The organism is Allohoeflea poritis, from assembly GCF_027889715.1.
In the GTDB taxonomy this organism is placed as follows: domain Bacteria; phylum Pseudomonadota; class Alphaproteobacteria; order Rhizobiales; family Rhizobiaceae; genus Hoeflea_A; species Hoeflea_A poritis.
In genome coordinates this window covers 1-23017 of sequence record NZ_JAPJZH010000031.1, presented here as the reverse complement: position 1 = coordinate 23017, position 23017 = coordinate 1, and the positions used below count along the sequence as shown (strand labels likewise).

Sequence of the window (23017 nt, the reverse complement as noted above, 5' to 3'; positions counted from 1 at the left end):
GTGGAGCGGCTCGAGAACGAGATGCGAAAAATCATGCGCAGAAACCAAGTGCCGCATGAGGCATATAGAAGGATCGGATTGCCTCCGACCCGGAAAGCAAAACCGGATGATGGCCTCAAACGGAGCGAATGAAGTCGCCGTGATACAAGCGTTCAGCGACCAGACGTTCAGTCCCACGGAGTGGTGGAATGGTGATCTTGTAAACCGATCCGGTTCATCAGCCCAGCACTTGGCGATGAACTCAAATGGGGTTAGTCCCTTTAGGGTTATTAATCGCCTTGCATAGTTGTAGGCTCCACAAACGCACTGAGATGGGCTCTCAGCTGGTTGTTTGTTTCGCAATAGTAGCGTCTGACGGTTGCCTCATTCAGTGCCCGTTTCATCCGCTCCACCTGACCATTTGTCCAGGGATGGTTTGGCTTTGTAAGCCGGTGCTCGATATTGTGTTGGACACAGGCATACTCGAAGTATCAGTTATTGGACCTAGATGTTTGATGCCAGGATTTGATGATGCGATCTTTTCTTTGCAATGGAAGGAGGCATTATGGGACAGATATTTCATGGCAGCGCCACGACGACGCACGCCATCCGAGCGGCAATACAGCGATCGAAAGCTTCGATCTCGGCGTTAAGCCTGACCTACGGGATCAACCCGAAGACGGTTCAGAAATGGCGCAAGCGGGCAAAGGTCGAAGATCAAAACAAGGCCAAGGACCCCACGTTCGACCGTTCTCAGTGAATATGAGGAGACCATTATCGTGCCTTCCGTCAGCATACGCTGCTGCCGCTCGATGATTGTCTCTACGCTCTGCAGCCATCGATCCCGCATCTCACACGCTCGTCTCTCCATCGCTGCCTACAGCGTAATGGCATCAACCGCCTGCCGGGCGTTGCCGGCGACAGGCCGGCAAAGAAGCGCTTCAAGTGCTATCCCGTTGGCTATTTCCATATCGACATTGCCGAGCTGCGAACCGCCGAGGGCAAGCTCTATCTCTTCATTGCCATCGACCGGACATCCAAGTTCGCCTATGCCGAACTGCATGAGAAAGTGGGCAAGATGGTCGCGGCTCAATTCCTGCGTAACCTGATTGCCGCAGTGCCTTATGCCATCCACACGGTGCTAGCGGACAATGGCATCCAATTTACAAACCACGCCCGCCATAAATACCCGTTGCACCACATCTCCGATCAGGTCTGCCACGAGAACAGGATCGGGCACAGGCTCACCAAGATCAATCATCCGTGGACGAACGGACAGGTGAAGCGGATGAACCGAACCATAAAGGACGCGACTGTCAAACGCTTCCACCGCGACGATCACTACCAATCGCGCCGGAAAAATGGATTTCGGAACCGGATCGATTCAGCATCTATCCAATCCATCAAATGCCGGGACTGAACACCTACCCATCGGCTTGCAGCACGCCGGGCCGCATGGGGGCGCGGCTCGCATCGTAGTTTTCGAGGATCAGTTTGCGCATAAGCTTCATCAGGACCTCATACTCTTCGCGATCCAGAGGCACAGTGAGTTGGCGCTGGGCATCGATCATTTTAGGCTGAACCGCCTCCACGAATGCGTGACCTTCATCCGTTATCCGAGCCAGTTTCGCGCGTTTGTCCACGACGCTTGCCGGCCGCTCCAACAGGCCGCGTCGTTCGAGCCGGCGTATGACATCGGCGACCGTGTTGCGGTCGGCACCGATCTGGTTGGCGATGGTCACCTGATCAAGCGTCTCGCGGTCGTAAAGCACGGTGAGAACGGCAAACTGCAAAGGCGTGATATTGAATTCGCTGCATTCTTCCAAAAACAAAGCGACGTGGATCTGGTGCAGCCGCCGGATCAGAAAGCCGGGCCTGTCCCACAGGCTGGTGAAATCGCGTCGTTTCGGTTTTGTCTCGTTCATAATAATATATGGTCCGTGGATCGGATGACATTGATCGGCTGAACGCTGATTAGCCAATTTTGGTCTGTATTAAAAGCGCAATGCATGTTGAAGCAATGCGCGCAAACCGGCAATTGACCGAGCCTATTCAGTGCCTGCTTCAAGGATCGACGGATACGGCACATGGCCTGAAAGCCTGAAAGTCATCCATTCGCCAATCCCTGTTAGATCGTTGACTCGCATAAATTACGTAGTATACTACCTATTAACAATTCGAGCAGCCTGATCAGGCGTTTCGGGACTCATTATTCTTGCGGGAGACAGCTGTATGGGTTGGACAATCGGTGTCGACGTCGGTGGAACTTTCACCGACTTCTATGCGGCCAATGACGAGGCAGGCATCTTCCATGTCGGCAAGACTCCGTCAACGCCGGCAAACCCCGCACAGGCCATTCTCAACGGCCTCGTTGCGCTGTGCGAGCGGCACGACATCGAACTCGGCAGCATCGTCCGCCTGTCCCACGGAACCACGGTCGGCACCAATGCGCTTATCCAGCGAACCGGCAGCCCCGTTGCACTGATAACAACGCAGGGCTTTCGGGATCTGCTTGAAATCGGGCGCCAGACCCGACCGCACATGTATGACCTGCAAAAGGATCATCCGGCACCGCTGGTCGAGCGCGAACATCGTATCGAACTGCCCGAGCGCATCGGTGCCGACGGCGGTATCGTGCGGAAGCCTGAAATCGACGAGATCAATGCGGCAGTCGACGAAGCCGTCGCCGCCGGTGTGGAATCCTGCGCAATCGGCTTCCTCTTTGCATTTCGCAACCCGCAGCACGAACAACAGGTCGCGGCGGCCCTGCGCGAACGCGCGCCGAACATCGCCATTTCACTGTCGTCCGAGGTGCAGCCGGAGTTTCGCGAATATGAGCGTCTCTCGACGACGGTCCTGAATGCCTACCTGCAGCCAGTCATGTGGGAATATCTGCAGACACTCGAAAACGGCGTTTCCGAAAGCGCGCCCAGTGCAACCCTCGGCATCAATCAGTCGAGCGGAGGGTTGATGTCTCCGCAGCGCGCCCGCGAATTTCCCGTACGCACCGCCCTTTCAGGACCCGCAGCCGGCGCGATCGGCGCAGCCCACGCGGCGCGGCAGACCGGCCGCAAGAACATCATCACCCTCGACATGGGCGGCACCAGTGCCGATGTGGCCCTTATCCGCGACTACAAGGTCGACCTCGCCTTTGACCGCGACGTCGCCGGCTTTCCGATCCGCATGCCCTGCGTCGATGTGGAAACGGTCGGAGCCGGCGGCGGCTCGGTTGCCTGGTTTGATCGCGACGGTCTGCTCAAGGTCGGGCCGATCAGCGCCGGCGCGGACCCAGGGCCGGTCTGTTACGGCCGTGGCGGCGAGCAACCGACCGTGACGGATGCAAATCTGATTCTCGGCCGGCTGTCATCACGCGGCCTTCTTGACGGCGACATGGGACTTGATCCGGATCTTTCCAGAGCTGCGTATCAGCCGATTGCCGACAGGCTGGGCTTTTCGCCGGAACGCACCGCGCACGGCGTGCTTGGTATTGTCGTGGCCAACATGGTGCGTACCATCCGCACGATCTCCGTTGAACGCGGCTATGATCCCCGCGACTTTGTTCTCATGCCGTTCGGCGGCGCGGGTCCCCTGCACGCCCGTGACGTCGCCCTCAGCCTCGGCATGTCGGAAATGGTGGTTCCTTCCGCTCCCGGCATTGTGTGTGCGCAGGGTCTGCTGGTGTCCGACCTCAAGGAAGATTTTGTCGCCAGCCGGCGAATTGGCCTCGACGATGCCGGAATCGCGATCCTGTCCTCGACCGCCGACGCGCTGCAATCGCGTGCCGCCCAATGGTTTGAGGATGAAAATACGCCGCATGACGGGCGCCAGATGGAGCTTGTTGTCGATGCGCGCTATGTGGGCCAGAACTTCGAGCTTGCGGTTCCTGTTGCCCGTGGCGCGACAATATCCTGCGAAATGCTGCCTGACGCCGAGCAGCTGCATGCAAAATTCTGCGAAGCGCATGAGACGGCCTATGGCTATGCCAGCCCGACCGATCCCGTCGAAATCGTCAATGTGCGCCTTTCGGCAAGCGCCAGACTTTATCGGGAAGCTTCGGCGCCGGCTGTCGAAGACAATCCGGGCGAACCGGTTCCGCGGGATGAGCGGCAGGTTTATTTTGCCGCCGACACCGCCGTTGTGACGCGTGTTTTCGCCCGCGCCGAGCTGCTGCCGGGACAAACCATCACCGGCCCCGCGATCATCGAGCAACTCGATACAACGACACCGGTCTATCCCGGTGACCGGGCAGAGGTGACACCGGACGGGCACCTGATCATCAAAATCAATGCGGAGACGGATGCATGAGCACCGAAACCCCGACCCTTGATCCCATTCGACTCGAGATTATCGCCAACGGCCTGCGATCGATTGCCGATGAGTGCTTTGTCGCCCTGATGCGGTCGGCCTATTCGACCAACATCAAGGAGCGCAAGGATCACTCCATTGCGATTGTCGACAAGAACGGCCGGCTGGTTGTGCAGGCGGCGCTGACATTGCCCATCCACATCGCGTCGATGGGCGGCCTGATGCGCAGCGTGCTTGAGAAGTTCGGCGACGACATCGAGGACGGCGACATCTTCGTCGCCAACGACCCGCACACGGCCGGTGGCACGCATCTGCCCGACATCAACTACGCAAAGCCGATTTTCGTCGAGGGCGAACTCGTCGCCTTCGTCTGCAACATCGCTCACCACGCCGATATCGGCGGCATGGTTCCGGGGTCGATGGCCGGCGGTATGTCCGAAATCTATCAGGAAGGATTGCGCATTCCGGTCGTCAAGCTCTTCCGCAAAGGTGTCCTGCAGACCGACATTATGGATATCCTGCTCTTGAACGTCCGGGTGCCCGAGGAGCGGCGCGGCGATCACAATGCCCAGATCGCATCCTGCAATCTGGGTGCACGACGGTTCCATGAAGTGATAGGCGTGCACGGTCTCAATAATGTGCTTTCGGCCTTTGACGAGATCATCAGCCGGACCGCCCGGCGCATGCGGGCGGCGATAGCCGAGATTCCGGACGGAACATACCGGTTCGAGGATTTCATGGACGGCGATGGCATCGCGACTTACGACATTCCGATCTGTCTTGCCCTGACGGTCGATGGAGACCGGATCCATCTCGATTTTGCCGGAACAAGTCCGCAGGTGGACGGCAATATCAACACCACGATGAACGCGGTACAGGCGAGTGTCTGCTATGCACTGATCGCGGTGCTCGATTCCGAGTTGCCCAGCAATCAGGGCGTGCTCGATGTCGTGGACATCAAGGCGGAACCCGGCACGTTGCTGAACTCGCTCTTTCCCGCGCCCGTGGCGGCCCGGGCACATGCCTGCCAGCGCGCCATTGACGTTGTCCTCGGCGCCCTCGCCCAGGCTTTGCCCGACAAGGTGATCGCCGCAGCGAACGGCGCCAACACGACGGCGGTTTTTTCTGGCGTCGATCCGCGCACCGGCAGCCCGTATCTGTATCTGGAAACGCTCGGCGGCGGTATGGGCGCGCGGGCAACGAAAGACGGCAAGGACGGCGTACAGGTCGGCATTACCAACACGTCCAACCTGCCGGTGGAATCCATCGAGCAGGAATATCCGCTGCGGGTCGAGGAATACAGCCTCGTGGAAAATTCCGGAGGCGCGGGCAAGCACCGTGGCGGCATGGGTTTGCGCCGGGTGGTGACACCTGTCGAGCATAGCTGCGTGTTCAACGGCGCCGGCGAGCGTTTCCGCTACCAGCCCTGGGGGCTTTTCGGCGGCGAGCCCGGCGGATCGGGGCGATTCCTCATTCGCGACGAGCAAGGCGAGCGGCGCCTTGACGACAAGCCCGGTGAAGTCAACGTCACCACCAAAACCCGGATCGTCATCGAAACACCCGGCGCCGGTGGCTACGGCCACCCGCTGGAGCGGACATCCGAGGCTGTCGACCGTGACCTGAAAAGCGGCAAGTACTCAGCCTCATTTATCGAGCGCCACTACTCCGAAACCGCAAAGCGAAAGGTCGTCTGATGCGCGTTTACTCCATGGTTCGGCCAAAGAAGCTTTCCGCAATGCCCGATGAAATCGCCCGCGCGGAGCGGCTCGGCTATGACGGCACCACCCTTTTGGAACTCACCGTTCCCCCAACGCTTTCGGCCGCCGCCGGTGCGATCGTGACCGAAAAGGTCAAGATGATGTCCGGCGTGTTTGTCGCCTTTCCGCGCAGCCCGATGGCGACGGCCTATGACGCCTGGTCGCTGAACGAATTGTCGGGCGGCCGGTTTCAGCTCGGCATCGGCTCCCAGATCAAGGCGCATCTGACCCGCCGCTTCGGCATGGATTTCCAGCCGCCGGTCAGACGCATGAAAGACTACATCAACGCGCTGCGCGCGATCTGGGACTGCTGGCAAAACGGCACCAAGCTCGATTATGACGGGGTCTACTACAAGCACAATCTGATGATCCCCTACTACAATCCCGGACCGCTGGAATCCGGGTTTCCGGAAATACATCTGGCCGCCATCAACAAATTCATGTGCCGTCTGTGCGGCGACCTCGCCGATGGCCATCTTCCCGGAGATCCGATCACCTGGAAATGGCACGAGGAGGTCATGCTGCCGAACCTCGAGATCGGCCTGGAACGATCGGGCCGAAAGCTGAAAGACCTCGAACTCGGCGGTTACGGCTTCATCGGCTGCGCCACGTCCGATGCCGGCATAGACAAGGTGGTCCAGGGGCTGAAGGAGCGCGTGGCGCTTTATGCCTCGACGCCGGAATACAAGGAAATGCTGTCGATGCATGGCTGGACCGTCAGCCAGGAAGATTTCGCGGCCATGACCCGCGAGAACAAGTGGGAGGAAATGGGCAACCTCGTAACCGACGAAATGCTCGAAGCCTATGCGGTGATCGCCAAGCCGGATGCGCTCCCAGGCGCGTTGAAGAAACGTTATGGCGGAAAGGTCGATCGGATCCAGATCGACGAGACCTGGTTCGAAGGACTGTCCGACGAACAGGTCAGCAAGCTGATTACCGAAATCAAAGAAATCTAGCGGCGCGGCATGACCACAGATACGCACATCGATGATACAGCGGTTGAACCGGACTACATCGCCGAGGAATGGGCGCGACTTTGCCGCCGCGACCCAGGTGCGCTGGCCGTTGCCGAACCCGACAGACAGGTTTCGGTCGGCGAACTCATTGCCCTTTCTAGAGCCCGTGCCGGGCAGCTGATCGCACAGGGCGTGACACCGGGCAGCCGGGTGATTGTCGCACGACCCAATTCCATCGAGTTCGTTGTCGACTATCTGGCCATTCGCCTGTGCGGCGCGGTACTCGTCAACCTGCCGTGGGCGGCCGGCACCAGCATCACCGAACTTGCCGGCATTCTCGATGCCAGCTGCGTGATACTGACCGAGCACCTGGTCGGCGACAATCCGCTCTTCGACCAGTTGGGCGACCGGCGCTTTCGCCCCGACGAGGATGCGCCGATCGGCCCGGAAAAGCCGATCCACCGCGCACCGGAAGACATTGTCTGGCTGGCCTGCACCTCCGGTACGACCGGTACGCCGAAAGCAGCGATGCACACGGCGGCGACCCTCGAACGCCAGACGGAGGTCTTCGCGCAGCACTTCGGCCTGACCGCAGACGACCCGATCCTCGTTTCATCGCCGGTCGGCCATGCCGTCGCATTGCTCTTCGGCGTGCGCATGTCGTTGATGCTGGATTCGGTCATGGTTCTGGTGCCCCGTTGGCGCATTGAAACCGCGGTGGACCTGATCGAACGATATGGCTGCGCATTTACGGTCGCTCCCACCCCTTTCCTCATGGACATGGTCGCCTGGGCGGAGGAAAACGGCACCGAGCGCATCAAGACATTGCGCTTCTTTCCCTCCGCCGGAGCCCCGGTGCCGCGGCCGCTGGTCAAGCGGGGCCTCGAGGCACTGCCGCATTGCCAGATCTGGTCCTATTTCGGCACTTCCGAAGCCGGCGCCGTCACCGCCGTTCCCCTTGATGCGGCCCTGGAACACCGTCTGGAGACCGATGGCACCGCTCTGCCCGGCACGACCACGCGGGTCGTCGATGGAGAACTCGAACTGCACTGCCCGCCGCAGATGATGAAGGGCTACTGGAGTGGCGACCCCGGCGGCCGGCTGAGGCCGGACGGCTGGTATGCGACGGGCGACGCCGCCGTGCAGCGGCCGGACGGCTACATCAGGATGATCGGCCGGGCCCGGGACATCATTCTGCGGGGCGGTGAGAACATTTCTCCGCTGGAGATCGAAAACGTGCTCCTTGGGCACCCGGCGGTGTCCGATATCTCCATCGTCGGCTACCCGGATGAAAGGCTCGGCTCGCGGCTGGCGGCGGTTGTCGTCGCCGATGCGCCGGTAACGCTGAACGATCTGCGTTTGCACTGCGAACAGGTTGGCCTGGACAAGGCCAAGTGGCCCGAATTCATGATGCAGATCGACACAATTCCACTGACTGCCATCGGCAAGGTGCGGCGGGACGACCTCGAAATCCTCGTCCAGCAACAAATCGAGCAACAGAAGTCTGCCTGACGGGCTGGCAAGCGATACGGGAGACAACAATGGCAAGAGTTCAGGTCGGGTTTCACGTCGACGGCGATGTCTGGGAACCGGAGCAGCTCACCGGGGTTGAGGACGCGGGTTACGATTTCCTGACGACGGGCGAGCATATGGTTTTCTTTCGCCCGATCCTGGATGTCGTCACGGTGCTCGCCCATGCGGCGGCGGTGACGACAAAGATCAAGCTGATCCCTTCGACCCTGATCCTGCCACTGCGCCATCCGACGATCATGGCGAAGGAACTGATCTCCCTGGACATCCTCTCGAAGGGCCGGCTTGTCGCTTCGGTCGGCATCGGCGGTGACTATCCACGCGAGTTCCAGGCCTGCGGCGTCTCGATGAAGGAACGTGGAAAGCGCGCCAATGAAGGCATTGAGATCATGCGCAAATACTGGAGCGGCGAGCGCTTCAGCTATGATGGCGACATCTTCAAGCTGGAAGACGTCGACATGCTGCCGCCGCCCTATCAGAAAGGCGGCCCGCCTTTGTGGGTATGCGGCAGGAGCGATCCGGCGATGCGGCGCGCGGCGCGCCTCGGGGATGGCTGGCAACCCTATATGTACACACCCGACCTGCTGGCTGAATCGGTCGACAAGATCAAAGGCTTTGCCGAAGAATACAAGCGTCCGCTTGCCGATGACTTCGCCTTCACCAGCTTCATGTATGTCAGCATGCACGACGATGTGCAGGAAGCCCGCAACAGGGCGATCGAGCAACTGAGCTTCCGCTTCAACATGCCGTTCGAAAAGATCGTGGACAAATACTGTGCCTACGGTCCCTCCGACCGGATCGTCGAACAGCTTGGCCAATACGTACAGGCCGGCGCAAACCATATCGTCATCGCGCTGGTCATGCCGCCGGAAGAGCGCATGGACTATGTCAACAAATGCGCCGCGGAAATCCTGCCGCAGCTGCAGGAAATGACCGCCAACCGGATTGCGACATGAGCCATCAACTCACCATATCGGATATCCAGGAACATCTCGGCCGCTCGCTCTACCATCAGATGTTCCGACCGCAGGTGCTGGCCGTCGACAATGACGAGCCATCCCTGCTCCTCAAGGTTTACTGGCGTCCGGAATTCGAGCGTCAGCCTGACACCGACCAATGGCATGGCGGGGTCATCGCCTCTCTCGTCGACATTGCCGGCTGTTATGCGCTGATGCTTGTTGCCGCCGGCCCGATGCTGACGCTCAATTTCAGCACCGATTTTTTGCGGCTGGCACACAAAACCGACCTGACCGCACGTGCGACGGTGCGCCGTTCGGGGCGCACCGCCGGTTTCGTCGATGTCGATGTTCACGACGATGACGGAACCCTAGTTGCGGTCGGACGCGCCTGCTACGCCGTCAGGCCGCCGCAGAACACCTGAAATCTGAAACCGGTTTGGAGGACTGAACCGTGACCGACAAATCCAATATTTCCATTATCGGCGGCACCGGCGCACTGGGTGCCGGATTGGCATTGCGCTGGGCACGGGCTGGCCATGCGGTGACGATTGGATCGCGCGACGGCGCACGTGCGAGCGAAATTGCCAAAGAGCTGTCTGCCAAGGCGGGAGCCGATATCACCGGCCTCGAAAATGAGGCCGCGGCGGCAAAAGGCGACATTATTGCGGTGACGGTGCCCTATGCCAGCCACGCGGCGACACTGGACACCATTCGCCGCCACCTTGACGGCAAACTCCTTATCGACGTCACCGTGCCGCTGATGCCGCCAAAGGTCCGCACGGTGCAGCTTCCCGAGGGCGGCTCCGTCGCAAAGGCTGTGCAGAAGGCGCTGGGAGAGAATGTGCGCGTTGTCTCGGCATTTCAGAATGTCGCGGCAGCCCATCTGGCTGACCTGGATCACGCCATTGACTGCGATGTGCTGGTGTGCGGCAACGATCCCGCGGCGCGCAATCAAGTCATCTCACTTGCGAACGATGCCGGAATGAAGGCCTGGCATGCCGGGCGGATCGACAATTCCGCCATCGCGGAAGCGTTGACTTCGGCGCTGATTTTCATCAACGGCCAATACAAGATACCGGGAGCCGGCATTCGCATCACGGGCGATCCGGCGCCGGCTGAAAGCTGACACGGCATGACAACGGCATTGACCATCAAGGCACTCGACAAGGTCCCGATGATCGGCCCCGGAGACGATCTGGCAACGATCATCGTCGATGCCCTGGCGGACAATGACCTGACGGTCGAAAACGGTGATGTCCTGGTTCTGGCGCAAAAGATCGTTTCCAAATCGGAAGGCCGGTTGCTGGACCTCAACACTGTTTTGCCAAGCAAGCGGGCGGAGGAAATCGCCCACGCCACGGACAAGGATCCGCGTCTGGTTGAAGCCATTCTGGCCGAGAGCAAATCCGTCTTGCGCCGGGTTCCGGGCGTACTCATCACCGAGCACCTTCGCGGCTGGATCATGGCCAATGCAGGCATTGACGCGTCCAATGTCGCCTCCTCGGACGGCGAGGATAATGTCCTGCTGCTTCCCCTCGACCCGGACAAGTCATGCGAAGACCTGTGCGAGCAGCTTTATGTCCGCACCCGGAAGGAAGTCGGCGTGCTGATCAATGACAGTTTTGGCCGGCCATGGCGGCTTGGCACAACCGGGGTCGCGCTCGGTGCGGCGGGTCTGCCAAGCTTGTGGGACCGGCGCGGCGAAAAGGACATGTTCGGACGCGAATTGCAGGTCAGTCAGCAGGCCGTCGCGGACGAGTTGGCTGCCGCCGCCTCGCTGGTTCAGGGTCAAGGAGCGGAAGGGCGTCCGATCGCGCTGATCCGCGGTCTGGAGTTCGGCGCCAACGAAAACGCCCCTTCCCGGCCCGCGGCGGACTTGATCCGTGACATATCGGAGGATCTGTTTCGATGAGTGTAGAGCGCGTGATAGCCCTTTCCGGCGGCGTCGGCGGCGCGAAACTGGTACTTGGCCTGTCCCACGCCCTGCCCGCCGAGCGATTGCTTGTCGTTACCAATACCGGTGACGACTTCGATCATTTCGGCCTGCGCATCTGCCCCGATACCGATACGGTGATCTATACGTTATCGGATCTGGCCGACAGGGAACACGGTTGGGGCCGCACCGATGAGAGCTGGAATTTCATGGACGCGGTGCGCGAACTCGGCGGAGCCGACTGGTTCAACCTCGGCGACCGCGACCTCGCATTACACGTTTTGCGGACGGACCGGCTGAAAAGTGGCGAAAGCCTGAGCGGCGTCACGAATCATATCGCCGGCGTCCTGGGTATTCGCGTGTCGATCGTACCGATGTGCGACCAGCCAGTCGCAACCGTCGTGGAGACGGCTGACGGCCCGCTTGAATTCCAGCATTACTTCGTTCGCGAGCGATGCGCGCCGCAAGTCACGGGCTTCGCGTTTGAGGGCATTGAAAAGGCACGGCCAAATCCGGCGTTGATATCCGCTCTCGAAGACCAGCCGGCCGTAATTGTAATCGCACCGTCAAACCCCTTTGTGAGTGTCGAGCCGATCCTGGCGGTGCCTGGAATGCGCACAGCCCTGCGCGACTGCGGCGCACCCATCGTCGCCGTGTCGCCGATCGTCGGCGGTCAGGCGCTCAAGGGCCCTGCCGCCAAGATGATGGCAGAACTCGGGGTTCCGGCTTCCGCCGTCGAAATCGCGCGGCATTATCGGGGTTTCATTGACGGGCTGATCATCGACGAGAAGGACGCGCACCACATGCGCGAAATCACCGACATTGGCGTGCCCGTCGAGGTGGCGCAAACCGTCATGAGCGATCTGAACGACCGGGTCGAGCTGGCCGGCAGAACCGTCGACTTTGCCGCCCGGCTGCGTGGAGGGATAAAGCGATGACCGAGATCATCATTCCGATCAAGAGCCTGACATTCGCCAAGCAGCGCCTCGCTTCGATTCTTACGCCATCGGAGCGGGCCGCATTGGTGCTTGCGATGCTGGAGGATCTTCTCGCCACCATCAGCTTGCTCGACCACGGCAAAATCTGGATAGTCGCCAGCGACGACGCGGTATTCGATATTGCCCGCAAGCATGACGCATGTCCGGTCTGCGAACCAAAGGCGACCGGCTATAACGAGGCTGTCCTGCTTGGATTGGAGGCGTCCCAGGCCCGGCGCGATGTCGCCGTGCTGCCTGGCGACATCCCGCTGGCGCGTGTTTCCGAGATCGCCGCGCTGATCGCCCCGACATCTTCAGACAAACCGCACATCCGCCTGGCCGCAGCGCGTGATCTGCAGGGCACAAACGGTCTTTTCCTATCCCGAAAGGACCTTGTTCGCCCGGCCTTCGGTGCAAACAGTTTTTCCCGGTACAGGCGGGCATCGCAAAAAGCCGGCGTTCAGCCGCAGATCCTGGAAGCCCCCGGCATGGCGCTAGACATTGACATACCGGCTGATCTCCATGACCTGGCGATACGGTCGGTGGGCTGTTCAATACACGCTTTTTTCGGCATGCCGCGCGGCTCGGTATCAAGCCATCTGATCGAGAGGGGTGCGGCATGAACACGATGACCATTCAATATGACGCAAAGGTGCAGCGCCTGTCCGGCGCGGACGCTCTGGCGCTGCTTGATCAGCCGCAGGACATCCTGCTCGCCCGTGCCGTGGCCCTGCGCGATGCCGGCCACGGACGGCTGGTCAGCTATTCGCGCAAGGTATTCATACCGCTGACCCAACTGTGCCGCGACGTCTGCCACTACTGCACCTTTGCAAAGGCGCCCAGGAAGCTGGCCTCCGCCTATCTCAGCCCGCAAGAGGTTGTGGAAATCGCCGCGCAGGGCAAACAGGCCGGGTGCAAGGAAGCCCTGTTTACACTCGGCGACAAGCCGGAGCTGCGGTATGCGGCGGCGCGCCGCGCGCTGGATGAACTTGGCTATGGCAGCACGCTCGAATATTTGCGCGCAATGGCCGAACTGGTCTTCAACGAGACCGGTTTATTGCCGCACCTGAACCCCGGCATCATGAGTGCCAACGAAATCGCCTCGCTGCGGCAGGTTTCGGTCTCGATGGGCATCATGCTGGAAAATGTGTCATCGCGCCTGACGGAAAAAGGCCGTTGTCACCACGGCTCGCCCGACAAGGATCCGGCCCTGCGTCTGGCAACCATCGAGGAGGCCGGTCGGCAGAAGGTACCATTTACCAGCGGCATTCTGATCGGCATCGGCGAAACCCGCCGGGAGCGCATTGAAAGTCTGCTTGCCCTTCGCCGGCTGCACGATCGACACGGCCATATTCAGGAAATCATCATTCAGAACTTCCGCGCCAAGCCGGGCACCCGCATGGCTGGTGCTCCGGAGCCGGATCTTGCCGATCTTCAGTGGACGATTGCCGTTGCCCGCCTGATTTTCGGGCCTGAAATGTCGATCCAGGCGCCCCCTAACCTTTCAAGGGGAGCCGCGCACCAGCTGGTCGCCAGCGGTCTGAACGACTGGGGCGGCGTGTCACCGGTCACGCCAGATCACGTCAATCCGGAAGCGCCCTGGCCGCATCTTGAAACCCTCGCGGGCGACACGGCGTCCGCCGGCAAGATCCTGGTTGAGCGCCTGGGCGTGTATCCGCGGTTCGCGCACCAAGGCGATCGCTGGCTTGATGCCCGTATGCGCACGCCGGTCCTGGGCGCAATCGACGCCGACGGCCTGGCGCGAACCGATGGCTGGTTTCCGGGCGTCGCGGGTCAGGTTTTGCCGAAGAAGCCGACCACGCCGGGCTTCATAAAGGACCGTGCGCTCGGCCGCATCCTTGAACGCGCCGTGGATGGCGGCGATCTGCGGTTGCGTGAGATAGAGCGCCTGTTTGCCGTCCGCGACGGCGAGATTCCGGAGGTCGCCCGGGCCGCCGATACGCTGCGCCGTCGCGTATGCGGCGATAGCGTCAGCTATGTGGTCACGCGCAACATCAACTACACGAATATCTGCTACTTCAAGTGCCGGTTCTGCGCCTTCTCAAAGGGCAAGACAAGCGAGAACCTGCGCGGACGTCCCTACGATCTCAGCCTCGAGGAGATCACCAGACGCGCAAAAGAGGCGTGGGACCGCGGCGCGGTCGAGGTGTGCCTGCAGGGCGGCATTCATCCGAACTATACCGGCCAGACCTATCTCGACATCCTGAAAGCGATCAAGTCGGAGGTGCCGGACATCCATGTCCATGCCTTCTCGCCGCTCGAGATCCATCAGGGCGCGCAAACGCTTGGAATCCCGATCGCCGAATTTCTCGGCCAGTTGATCGAGGCAGGCCTTGGCAGCCTGCCCGGAACAGCCGCTGAAATACTCGATGACGACGTGCGCAACGGGCTTTGCCCCGACAAGATCAACACGGATCAATGGTTCGATGTTGTCGACACCGCCCACCGGCTTGGGCTGAAAACCACTTCGACAATCATGTTTGGCCATATCGACCGGCCGGTGAACTGGGCGCGTCATCTGCTGCGTTTGCGCGAACAACAGCGGCGAACGGGCGGCTTCAGCGAGTTCGTGCCCCTGCCCTTCGTGCACATGGAGGCGCCGATCTACCTCAAGGGTGCCAGCCGCAAAGGCCCGACCTGGCGCGAAGCACTTCTGATGCACGCGGTGGCGCGCCTGACGCTGAACCCGCATATCACCAATATCCAGGCATCATGGGTCAAGCTCGGTCCGGAAGGTCTTGCCGCCTGCCTTTCCGCCGGCGTCAATGACATAGGCGGGACGCTGATGAACGAAACGATCACCCGTTCCGCCGGTGCCGATCACGGCCAGGAAATGACGCCCGAAACGATGGAGGCGCTGTTGGCGGGTCTGGGCCGGCCGTCCCGTCAACGCACAACGCTATACGGAAATGCATCGGCTGACCGTCGACGAGTGTCTTTCACCGGAGCGGCGGCAGTCTGAACCTGCCAATTTGTTTTTGATAGCGACTATCCGGTCAGGCCGGGCAACCATGTTGCGACGCCGGGGAACGCTATGATGACGGCGATCCCCAGCAGAAACAGCATCACGAACGGCCAGGTCGCCTTGTAAACATCGCTGATTGTCATCTCCGGAACCACCGCCTTGAAGGCAAACAACGTGTAGCCGAAGGGCGGCGTGATCGCGCCAAGCGTGATGTTGATCAGGAACAGCAGCCAGAACCAGACGGGGTCGAAGCCGAGGCTTGTGACCACCGGCTGGTAGATCGGGATGGTCAGCAGGATCACGGCGATGGTGTCGATGAACATGCACAACACAAACGGCACCGCCAGCATTATGACCAGCATGACGATCGGGCTGAAGCCGAGATTGGCCACCAGTTGCACGAGCTCGCTGGTTGCGCCGGTGAAGGCCAGCAATTGCGTGAACATCTTCGACATGACCATGATGGCCAGGATCATTGCCGATACGGTGATCGACGCCATCACCGATTCCCAGATCATCTTGAGATTGAGATTGCGGTAGATGGCTGCGGTAATCAGTGCGCCGAGCACACCGGTTGCCGCCGATTCAGACGGCGTTGCTATGCCCAGCATGATAAAACCCATGACGGAAAAGATCACGATCGCAAAAGGCAGGATGCGTATCAGTGCGATCGCCTGCTCTCCAAGGGATATCTCCCCCCGTTCGGAGGTCACATTGGCAGGCGCCAGGTTCGCGTTCATGGCGATGCGCACAAACACATAGACGAGAAATATGCCCCCGAGCAGCAATCCCGGCATAACGCCGGCGATCAACAGCTTGGCTATCGATACGTCGGCAATCGATCCGACAATGATCGCCAACAGGCTGGGTGGAATGATCGGGGCCAGACTGGCGCCGCTGACAATCAGGCCGGCCGCGATATCACGGTCGTAACCGCGCGCTTGCATGCCAGGCATGATCGCCCGACCGAGCATGGCGGCGACGGCCATGGCGACACCCGACAACGCACCAAAAACGGCGGACAGGACCACGACGAGTACATATTGGCGGCCGCGCACGCGACCGACAAGCTTGTCGATGGAATCGAACAGCACGTCCATCGTGCCGGACCGGAACAGAAGCTCGCCCATCAGGATAAACAACGGGATGGAAGCCAGAGACGTGATAGAGGCCGTATCCAGGATGCTGTTGGCGAACATCGGATATCCGGCCGGTCCGATGATGAAATAGATACCCGTCAATATCGCGAACAGAAAGGCCAGGAAAATCGGCGCGCCGGACAAAAACAGTGCGAACAGGATCGCCACACCGGCAAGAAGGGTGACGTACCATTCCATCAGCCCGGTCTTTCGGTCATGACATCACCACGGACCCGCTGCGATGCCGGCGCGTAGCGCAGGAAATAAATTGAGCTCAAGGCGAGGCCAAACGTAATGAAGCTGGATATCCACCACTGTGGAACCGGGACAATCGCCAGCGTTTCAATGCCCTTGCTGTACTGGCGGATGTTTTCCTGGAGGCTGACATAGGCCGCAAAGCCAAGGCAACAAAAGCCGATCAGATTGATGCAGGTGTGCATTGCGTCCGCCAGCGCCTCCGGCACAACTTCGACCAGGATTGTCACCGCGACATGTCCCTTGTCCATGGTGACTTTCGGCAGGGCCAGGAAGATCGACGCGCAGAGCGCATAGGAAACAAAGTCGCTGACCCAGGCGGTTGGGGCATTGAAGAAATAGCGTGTAACAACCTCGTAGACATAGGAGGCAACGATGCAGATCAGCCCGATCGCGGCCAATACCGCCGCTGCCCGGGTAAGCCCGTCATGGACTTTATAGATCCTGGCAAGAACACTGTTCATCGCGCAAGCGGTCCCGTCGCCCTGATAAGAGAGGCCCCTGTTTCAACCAATCGCGTCCGCAGAAAACAAGTCCAATTCCAAAAAAATCCGCCGCGGAAACCGCGGCGGAACCGTCCTGGGAGTGGACCTACATGCCCTTCGAGGCGACAAAATCGCGGAAGGCTTCTCCGGTCGCACCGGATTTTTCAATCGCAACTTCCATAGCGCGGTCGGCGAACAGTTTGTTTGCCTCTTCAAGCGAGTAGCCGATGCTGGTTGTCTTGGCGCCGCCCTCAACCATCATGGCGTTTTCTTCTTCAAGCAGCTTGTTGAAGACGCCGACGGTATCCTGCTCGAGCTTGTGACCGGCCTCGAGCATGGCTTTTTGCGTATCCGCGTCCAGTGCGTTCCATTTGTCGAGATTCATCATGATCAGATAGGAAACCGTGCCGAAGGCAGGTTCCGCGAGATAGGGCGTGACCTCGTGAAACTTGAAGCCAACCGCGCCGACCGTTGGCCAGACCAACCCGTCGATGACACCCTTCTCGGCGGCAGAGTAGAGCTCACCGAAGGGAATGACGACGGCGGTACCGCCGAGGGAGCCGACGATCTTATTGTAGGACGGAAGCGCACGGATCTTCATGCCGTCCAGCTTCTTGTTCGGGTCCATCTCGTCCTTCAGGAAAAACCGGAAACCGGTTGTGGCCGTCGGGATCGAAAGAACCTTCAGATTCTGCGTTTCCTGGTAATGCTTGTCGACCCAGTCCCATACACCGCTCATGCGCCGTTTTTCGATGTCGCCGTTCACGGCATCAATGGCCGCGCCGATGCCGGTCGTGCCCGTGTGATACAGGCCATGCGTATAGATGAGATCGAACACACCGGATGAAACCGGCTGCAACTGCTTGCCGCCGGGAACGACTTCCGGCCCGCTCGGCTTGATCGACACCTCGCCGCCGGTCATCTCCTCCACCAGCGTGATATAGCCGTAGGCCATATTGGCCGTGCCGGAGTGATTGGGCCCCCACGCGGTGAGCATCTTCATGTCCGTCGCCATCGACGCGGCCGTCGATAACGCCAATCCGACCGTTGCGGCGGCCAATACTTCAAGAAGCTTTTTCATTTGGTTCCTCCAATTTGCCGTTGAGATCGCAACTGTTCCCGTTGCCTTTCGATCCGGTCGACCGCCAGATTTTCCGGCGTTGTGATGAATATTATGTAGTATACTACCTATTTTGTCAACTATTGAAATCATTGAGTAATTTCCGTTTTTCGCCGCCTTGGTGTAATTGAAAGGCTGGAGTCGAGGCAGCGCCCGCCCGATGAATTCGGCGCTTGGCTAGGCCATCTGCAATTCTGGTCACGACGCCATCATTTATGCCGGAAGATCGGCTTCAATCGTGACCTTGAGCCAGTCTCGGAAAGCAATTGCGGGGGCGTAGTTGATGCTCTCTGAGGGCAACATCAGGTAATAGGCAGATCTGGTGGGAACGGATTTGTCGAAGATTACCCGTAGTTCCCCTCGCTCGATTTCGTTGCGGATCAAAAACTTTGGCAAAAGGGCCACGCCCAGCCCCGCGGCGGCGGCCTGAGCGGCGGTTGAAAACTGCTCGAACAACAGCCCCTGCCCTTTAGCGGTCGAAACACCACTCGCCACCAGCCAGTCCGACCAGGCCTGCGCGCGGCTTGTCAGGTGCAGCAGCGGCTCGTTTGCAAGATCACTCGCCTGGGCAATGTCTCTCCGATCGAGATATTGCGGCGATGCGACCGGAACCAACTCATCGTGCATCAGGAATGTGGCGATTGCGTCAGGCCAGTCGGGTAGGCCGAAATGAATCGCCGCGTGGAGTCCCTCCTCGCCAAAATCGAATTGTGACAGCTTGGTTACGAAATTGACAGTGATTTCCGGATTCTCTTCCAGAAATGACGGAAAGCGCGGCATCAGCCAGCGGGTTCCGAATGTCGGCAATATGGCGATGTTCAAAAGGCCTGCGCGCGGATTCGTCTTGATGCAAAGAGACGCTGTCTGGATCCGTTTGAGCGCCAGATGGATTTCACGTGCATAGGCGCGTCCTGCATCCGTCAGGGTGATCTTCCTGTGGGTCCTGCGAAACAGTTTGACGTCAAGCTGGTCCTCGAGTGCCCGCACCTGCCGGCTGATCGCGCCTTGCGTCAGATTGAGCTCTTCAGCCGCAGCGGTAAAACCGCCCGTTCTGGCGGCGCTGTCGAATGCAAGCAGCATGCTCATACTTGGCAGCAACCTTCTTTGATAGAGATCATTCATTACCAAAAGTAACTTTCAAATGATGATAAATCGCTTGAGTTTTTGCCCGTGAGCTTTGACGTTTCTACATGAAAATAGCAAGTTTCGCCAAAATATAGGGATTTTCTGACATAACACGCAATCCCGGCGCAAGACCTGCTCACTGAGGCCGCTGACCATAATCAGCAAAATTGAGGACTTTTGGTAATATGACTATTCTTGCAAGATACGTTCCGTCGGCACGGGAACAGGGATTTCTGGATCAGGTCCAAAATGCCAGGTACAACCGCGAGATCATTACCGGCATCAAGAAGTTCCTCTCCGGGGATGTCCCGGACGATATGAAGTCCTTCTATTCCCGAAGCGAACTCGACGCTCTGGCGGCACTGGAAGATTCCGACCGCGACGTGCAAAAGCGCATGCCGGTCAAGATCACCCGCCACTATTTCGAGCAGGCAAGGAACAGCCTTCCGATGCAGGTTCTGATCAAGGCCAGCCCCAAGGAAACGGTTGACCTCGATGGCGCCGAGGATCCCGGCAAGCAGATGGATTACAGCCCGGTCGAGGGCCTGATCCACAAATACGAGCTTGGTCTCATCTATGTCGCGTCGACCTGCTCTGCCCACTGCCGGTTCTGCTATCGCGAGGAACTGATCGCCAAAAAGGAAGTGACCCGTCCGGACGGGACCGTCGCTCCGAAGGGCCTTGCCCAGATCGGCGAACTCATCCCCTATATCAGGGAGCACAATCGGCTTGTTGCCGAAAACGGCGGCAGGCACCCCGAAACGGGCCGCGAGAAATTGCGCGAAATCCTGATGTCTGGCGGCGACCCGATGGTCCTCGGCAACAGGAACATTGCGGCCTGGCTCGCGGCCCTCGCCGAGGCGGGCATCGAATCCATCCGCATCGGCACCAAGGAGCTGGCGTTTTTCCCCGACCGATTCGACGACGCATTCCTCGATATGCTGGACCGCTTCCACGAAACCTATCCGGAAACGAACCTGCGCATCATGGTGCATTTCAACCATCCGGACGAGTTCCTGAAAAAGGCGGCCAACGGCACCTATATCGAAAACGAAAATGGCAGCCTGCAATGGCTGGACAACACCAGGCGGGCCGTCCGCCGGCTGCGACAGCGAAACTGGATCAACGTCGACAACCAGGCGCCGATCATCAAGGGTATCAACAACGATCCCGACGCGCTTCGCATCATGCAGCGCGAACTCAAACGCAACGGCGTGGAGAACCACTATTTTTTCTGCGGCCGCGATATTGTCGGCCACAAGGCTTTCAATGTCCCGATCGAAGAGGCATGGGCGATCCTCAATGAATCGCAAAAGGGCCTTTCGGGTGTCGAGGCGCATGCGCGGCTTTCGATCACCCACTATAAGGGCAAGACCGAAGTCGCCGCCGTCACGAATGAGCCGATACCCGGTCTGCCAGGCGCGGAAAACGGCGTCCTCATCTTCAAGCTGTTGCGCTCGGCGGCGGACGCCCCGGATCGCTGCAAGGTGACCATTGTCGGCCGCAATCCGGAAGCCATCTGGTTCAGCGGCTATGTCGACCGGGTGCTCTTTGACGAGGCCGAGCTCTATTCGATGTACGGCATCGGTCTCAAAGGCCTGGACCGGGCGGCATGACTTTTATCGTTACCGAAAACTGCATTCGCTGCAAATACACGGACTGTGTCGAAGTCTGCCCGGTCGACTGTTTTTACGAGGGGCCGAATTTCCTTGTCATCCACCCGGACGAATGCATCGACTGTGCCGATTGCGAGCCGGCCTGTCCGGCAAATGCGATCGTGAGCGACAGTGATCTGGCGCCGGACCAGATGCAGTTCGCCAAGCTTAATGCCGAGCTTGCCGCGCTGTGGGACAATATTGCCTTGAAGAAAGACCCGCTGCCGGACGCAGCCAGCTGGGATGGCCAGCCGGGCAAATTGGAGTATCTGGAGCGATGACCGCAATTTCGGGCGCGACAGGCGCCATGCTGATCGAGCGCGCAAAAAAAGTCCTGCCAGGTGGTGTCAGCCGCAATACGCTGCTTTACGACGGCCCGTTGCGTTACGTTCGTCACGGCAAGGGATGCAAGGTCGTTGACGTCGATGGTCGTGAATATATCGATTTTGCCAACAACGTTGCCGCCCATATACACGGTCACGCCTACGGACCGATCGTCCGGGCCGTCACCGATCAGTTGCAGCGCGGCACCGCCTTTACAATGGCGACGGAAGCCGAAGTGCGGTTCGCAGAACACCTGTGTTCCCGTTCAGCGGCCTTTGAGAAGATCCGCTTCGTCAACTCCGGGACGGAGGCCGTCATGGCCGGCATGAAGGCAGCGCGCGCCTATACCGGTCGGCCGAAGATCGCCAAGGTCGAGGGAAGCTATCACGGCACTTATGACTTTGCTGAAGTCAGCCAGGGTTCACGGCCGGAGGATTGGGGAGAAGCCGACCATCCCGTTGCCGTGCCGCTGGCCGAGGGTACACCGCCCGCGGTCACCGATAACATGGTGGTGCTGCCGTTCAACGATGCCGAAAAGGCGATTGCCATTCTGGACGCGCACAGGCACGAGATCGCCTGTATTCTCGTTGATCCGGTTCCGCACCGCATCGGCATGATGCCGGTTTCGCGCACGTTCACGAAAGCCATGCGGCATTGGGCCGACAGAAACGGCGCATTGCTGATGTTCGACGAGGTCATCACATTCCGAAACGGCTATGGCGGCGTCCAGGAAGACCTCGGTGTCCGACCTGACCTTACATCCCTGGGCAAGATGATCGGCGGCGGCTTTCCGGTCGGTGCATTGGCAGGACGCGATGAAGTCATGGCCGTGTTTGCACAGGGCGAGAAAGGCCTGCGCCTGCCGCTTGCCGGCACATTCTCGGCCAATCCCGTGACCATGACGGCGGGGTTCGTGGCCATGTCCCTGTTTGGTCCTGAAAGCGTCGCACAGCTGAACAGGCTGGGAGATTACGCCCGCATTTCAATCGCCGAGGCAATTCGCGCTGCCGATGTGCCCGCCTGCGTTTGCGGTGCCGGTTCACTGTTGCGCCTGCACCTGAAGGACAAGCCCCCCCGCAATTACCGAGAGGCCTATCCTTCGGCGAAGGAAAAGAAGGCGATGGGCGCCCTGATCGCAGCTCTCTACGATCGCGGAGTGATGCTGATCCATACCGGTTCGGCGGCTCTGTCGACCCCGATGGGCCGTGATGAGATAGACCGCCTGTGCTCGGCGGTGCATGGCTCCCTCGTATCGATCAGACCGCTTTTGGAGGATTGATGTCGGTTGCTTCAATCGCAATCGTCCCTCAATCTGCCCTCAGTAACGCCGATTGCCTCAAAGTACGCGTGGAAAACTCAAGACTTCAGTGCGGTCCGCACCGACCGGCTTTTGTACATCCGCGCCAGAGAGCTCGTCCGAACCTCAGTGAAGCGCGAAATCGTCGAGACTATAGACCGATCCTTCTATATGCCTCATGCGGCACTTGGTTTCTGCGCATGATTTTTCGCATCTCGTTCTCGAGCCGCTCCAC

The 23017-nt window shown here is 59.7% G+C and carries 19 protein-coding genes and 2 pseudogenes; 15 read left to right on the top strand and 6 right to left on the bottom strand.

Annotated features, from left to right (window positions below; all coding sequences use genetic code 11):
- Positions 1 to 165 precede the first annotated feature (165 nt).
- A pseudogene (locus OOZ53_RS25700) lies at positions 166 to 467 on the bottom strand (integrase core domain-containing protein); the annotation flags it as partial.
- A gap of 77 nt (positions 468 to 544) precedes the next feature.
- On the opposite strand from OOZ53_RS25700, the pseudogene OOZ53_RS25695 reads away from it, so the two are divergent.
- A pseudogene (locus OOZ53_RS25695) lies at positions 545 to 1458 on the top strand (DDE-type integrase/transposase/recombinase).
- Here the strand turns inward: OOZ53_RS25695 and OOZ53_RS25690 are convergent.
- Entirely contained in the window at positions 1404 to 1904 is a 501-nt protein-coding gene (locus OOZ53_RS25690; protein ID WP_271092652.1) for a MarR family winged helix-turn-helix transcriptional regulator, read from the bottom strand. The pseudogene OOZ53_RS25695 and the gene OOZ53_RS25690 overlap by 55 nt on opposite strands.
- A gap of 307 nt (positions 1905 to 2211) precedes the next feature.
- Between OOZ53_RS25690 and OOZ53_RS25685 the strand changes: the two genes are divergently transcribed.
- Genes OOZ53_RS25685 through cofH form a run of 11 tightly spaced genes read left to right on the top strand, consistent with a single transcriptional unit; the run spans position 2212 to position 15379 of the window.
- Entirely contained in the window at positions 2212 to 4284 is a 2073-nt protein-coding gene (locus OOZ53_RS25685) for a hydantoinase/oxoprolinase family protein (protein WP_271092651.1), read from the top strand.
- Positions 4281 to 5978, top strand: a complete 1698-nt coding sequence (locus OOZ53_RS25680; RefSeq protein ID WP_271092650.1) for a hydantoinase B/oxoprolinase family protein — start codon at positions 4281 to 4283, stop codon at positions 5976 to 5978. Before OOZ53_RS25685 ends, OOZ53_RS25680 begins: the two co-directional genes overlap by 4 nt.
- A 41-nt stretch (positions 5979 to 6019) precedes the next feature.
- The gene (locus OOZ53_RS25675) at positions 6020 to 6997 is read left to right on the top strand and encodes a TIGR03617 family F420-dependent LLM class oxidoreductase (RefSeq protein ID WP_271092648.1); all 978 of its coding nucleotides are present in this window, start codon (positions 6020 to 6022) and stop codon (positions 6995 to 6997) included.
- Between the two features lie 9 nt (positions 6998 to 7006).
- Positions 7007 to 8509: a class I adenylate-forming enzyme family protein gene (locus OOZ53_RS25670; RefSeq protein ID WP_271092647.1), complete on the top strand. Its 1503-nt coding sequence runs from the start codon at positions 7007 to 7009 to the stop codon at positions 8507 to 8509.
- Positions 8510 to 8538: 29 nt separating this feature from the next.
- The gene (locus OOZ53_RS25665; protein WP_271092646.1) at positions 8539 to 9483 is read left to right on the top strand and encodes an LLM class flavin-dependent oxidoreductase; all 945 of its coding nucleotides are present in this window, start codon (positions 8539 to 8541) and stop codon (positions 9481 to 9483) included.
- Entirely contained in the window at positions 9480 to 9908 is a 429-nt protein-coding gene (locus OOZ53_RS25660) for a PaaI family thioesterase (protein ID WP_271092645.1), read from the top strand. Before OOZ53_RS25665 ends, OOZ53_RS25660 begins: the two co-directional genes overlap by 4 nt.
- 29 nt (positions 9909 to 9937) lie before the next feature.
- A complete protein-coding gene (npdG, locus tag OOZ53_RS25655; RefSeq protein WP_271092644.1) occupies positions 9938 to 10612 on the top strand; it encodes an NADPH-dependent F420 reductase in 675 nt (224 codons plus the stop codon).
- A gap of 6 nt (positions 10613 to 10618) precedes the next feature.
- Positions 10619 to 11398 (top strand): coenzyme F420-0:L-glutamate ligase, encoded by a 780-nt coding sequence (cofE, locus tag OOZ53_RS25650; protein ID WP_271092643.1) that lies wholly within the window; start codon positions 10619 to 10621, stop codon positions 11396 to 11398.
- The gene (cofD, locus tag OOZ53_RS25645; protein WP_271092642.1) at positions 11395 to 12357 is read left to right on the top strand and encodes a 2-phospho-L-lactate transferase; all 963 of its coding nucleotides are present in this window, start codon (positions 11395 to 11397) and stop codon (positions 12355 to 12357) included. Before cofE ends, cofD begins: the two co-directional genes overlap by 4 nt.
- On the top strand, positions 12354 to 13019 hold the full coding sequence (gene cofC, locus OOZ53_RS25640) for a 2-phospho-L-lactate guanylyltransferase (RefSeq protein ID WP_271092641.1): 666 nt from the start codon (positions 12354 to 12356) through the stop codon (positions 13017 to 13019). The genes cofD and cofC overlap by 4 nt, the downstream gene beginning before the upstream one ends.
- Complete coding sequence (cofH, locus tag OOZ53_RS25635; protein ID WP_271092640.1) at positions 13016 to 15379, top strand: 5-amino-6-(D-ribitylamino)uracil--L-tyrosine 4-hydroxyphenyl transferase CofH; 2364 nt, start codon at positions 13016 to 13018, stop codon at positions 15377 to 15379. Before cofC ends, cofH begins: the two co-directional genes overlap by 4 nt.
- A gap of 26 nt (positions 15380 to 15405) precedes the next feature.
- Here the strand turns inward: cofH and OOZ53_RS25630 are convergent, their stop codons facing one another.
- From OOZ53_RS25630 to OOZ53_RS25615, 4 genes are all read right to left on the bottom strand, one after another.
- The gene (locus OOZ53_RS25630) at positions 15406 to 16719 is read right to left on the bottom strand and encodes a TRAP transporter large permease (RefSeq protein ID WP_271092639.1); all 1314 of its coding nucleotides are present in this window, start codon (positions 16717 to 16719) and stop codon (positions 15406 to 15408) included.
- Complete coding sequence (locus OOZ53_RS25625; protein WP_271092638.1) at positions 16719 to 17240, bottom strand: TRAP transporter small permease; 522 nt, start codon at positions 17238 to 17240, stop codon at positions 16719 to 16721. Before OOZ53_RS25625 ends, OOZ53_RS25630 begins: the two co-directional genes overlap by 1 nt.
- Before the next feature lie 127 nt (positions 17241 to 17367).
- A complete protein-coding gene (gene dctP, locus OOZ53_RS25620) occupies positions 17368 to 18342 on the bottom strand; it encodes a TRAP transporter substrate-binding protein DctP (protein ID WP_271092637.1) in 975 nt (324 codons plus the stop codon).
- 252 nt (positions 18343 to 18594) lie between these two features.
- Complete coding sequence (locus tag OOZ53_RS25615; protein ID WP_271092636.1) at positions 18595 to 19467, bottom strand: LysR family transcriptional regulator; 873 nt, start codon at positions 19465 to 19467, stop codon at positions 18595 to 18597.
- Positions 19468 to 19691: 224 nt separating this feature from the next.
- Between OOZ53_RS25615 and OOZ53_RS25610 the strand changes: the two genes are divergently transcribed.
- The 3 genes from OOZ53_RS25610 to OOZ53_RS25600 are packed head-to-tail and all read left to right on the top strand — an operon-like array spanning position 19692 to position 22764.
- Positions 19692 to 21122: a hypothetical protein gene (locus OOZ53_RS25610; protein WP_271092635.1), complete on the top strand. Its 1431-nt coding sequence runs from the start codon at positions 19692 to 19694 to the stop codon at positions 21120 to 21122.
- The gene (gene fdxA / locus OOZ53_RS25605) at positions 21119 to 21442 is read left to right on the top strand and encodes a ferredoxin FdxA (protein WP_271092634.1); all 324 of its coding nucleotides are present in this window, start codon (positions 21119 to 21121) and stop codon (positions 21440 to 21442) included. Before OOZ53_RS25610 ends, fdxA begins: the two co-directional genes overlap by 4 nt.
- Positions 21439 to 22764, top strand: a complete 1326-nt coding sequence (locus tag OOZ53_RS25600; RefSeq protein WP_271092633.1) for an aspartate aminotransferase family protein — start codon at positions 21439 to 21441, stop codon at positions 22762 to 22764. The genes fdxA and OOZ53_RS25600 overlap by 4 nt, the downstream gene beginning before the upstream one ends.
- Positions 22765 to 23017 lie beyond the last annotated feature (253 nt).

Excerpts from the sequence above, each read along its gene's own strand:
- OOZ53_RS25600 (WP_271092633.1), top strand. The coding sequence starts at position 21,439 with ATGACCGCAATTTCGGGCGCGACAGGCGCCATGCTGATCGAGCGCGCA.
- cofH (WP_271092640.1), top strand. The coding sequence starts at position 13,016 with ATGAACACGATGACCATTCAATATGACGCAAAGGTGCAGCGCCTGTCC.
- OOZ53_RS25675 (WP_271092648.1), top strand. The coding sequence starts at position 6,020 with ATGCCCGATGAAATCGCCCGCGCGGAGCGGCTCGGCTATGACGGCACC.
- OOZ53_RS25630 (WP_271092639.1), bottom strand. The coding sequence starts at position 16,719 with ATGGAATGGTACGTCACCCTTCTTGCCGGTGTGGCGATCCTGTTCGCA.
- OOZ53_RS25665 (WP_271092646.1), top strand. The coding sequence starts at position 8,539 with ATGGCAAGAGTTCAGGTCGGGTTTCACGTCGACGGCGATGTCTGGGAA.
- OOZ53_RS25625 (WP_271092638.1), bottom strand. The coding sequence starts at position 17,240 with ATGAACAGTGTTCTTGCCAGGATCTATAAAGTCCATGACGGGCTTACC.
- OOZ53_RS25685 (WP_271092651.1), top strand. The coding sequence starts at position 2,212 with ATGGGTTGGACAATCGGTGTCGACGTCGGTGGAACTTTCACCGACTTC.
- OOZ53_RS25610 (WP_271092635.1), top strand. The coding sequence starts at position 19,692 with ATGACTATTCTTGCAAGATACGTTCCGTCGGCACGGGAACAGGGATTT.
- dctP (WP_271092637.1), bottom strand. The coding sequence starts at position 18,342 with ATGAAAAAGCTTCTTGAAGTATTGGCCGCCGCAACGGTCGGATTGGCG.
- OOZ53_RS25680 (WP_271092650.1), top strand. The coding sequence starts at position 4,281 with ATGAGCACCGAAACCCCGACCCTTGATCCCATTCGACTCGAGATTATC.
- fdxA (WP_271092634.1), top strand. The coding sequence starts at position 21,119 with ATGACTTTTATCGTTACCGAAAACTGCATTCGCTGCAAATACACGGAC.
- OOZ53_RS25690 (WP_271092652.1), bottom strand. The coding sequence starts at position 1,904 with ATGAACGAGACAAAACCGAAACGACGCGATTTCACCAGCCTGTGGGAC.
- OOZ53_RS25615 (WP_271092636.1), bottom strand. The coding sequence starts at position 19,467 with ATGAGCATGCTGCTTGCATTCGACAGCGCCGCCAGAACGGGCGGTTTT.
- cofD (WP_271092642.1), top strand. The coding sequence starts at position 11,395 with ATGAGTGTAGAGCGCGTGATAGCCCTTTCCGGCGGCGTCGGCGGCGCG.
- cofE (WP_271092643.1), top strand. The coding sequence starts at position 10,619 with ATGACAACGGCATTGACCATCAAGGCACTCGACAAGGTCCCGATGATC.
- OOZ53_RS25670 (WP_271092647.1), top strand. The coding sequence starts at position 7,007 with ATGACCACAGATACGCACATCGATGATACAGCGGTTGAACCGGACTAC.
- OOZ53_RS25660 (WP_271092645.1), top strand. The coding sequence starts at position 9,480 with ATGAGCCATCAACTCACCATATCGGATATCCAGGAACATCTCGGCCGC.
- cofC (WP_271092641.1), top strand. The coding sequence starts at position 12,354 with ATGACCGAGATCATCATTCCGATCAAGAGCCTGACATTCGCCAAGCAG.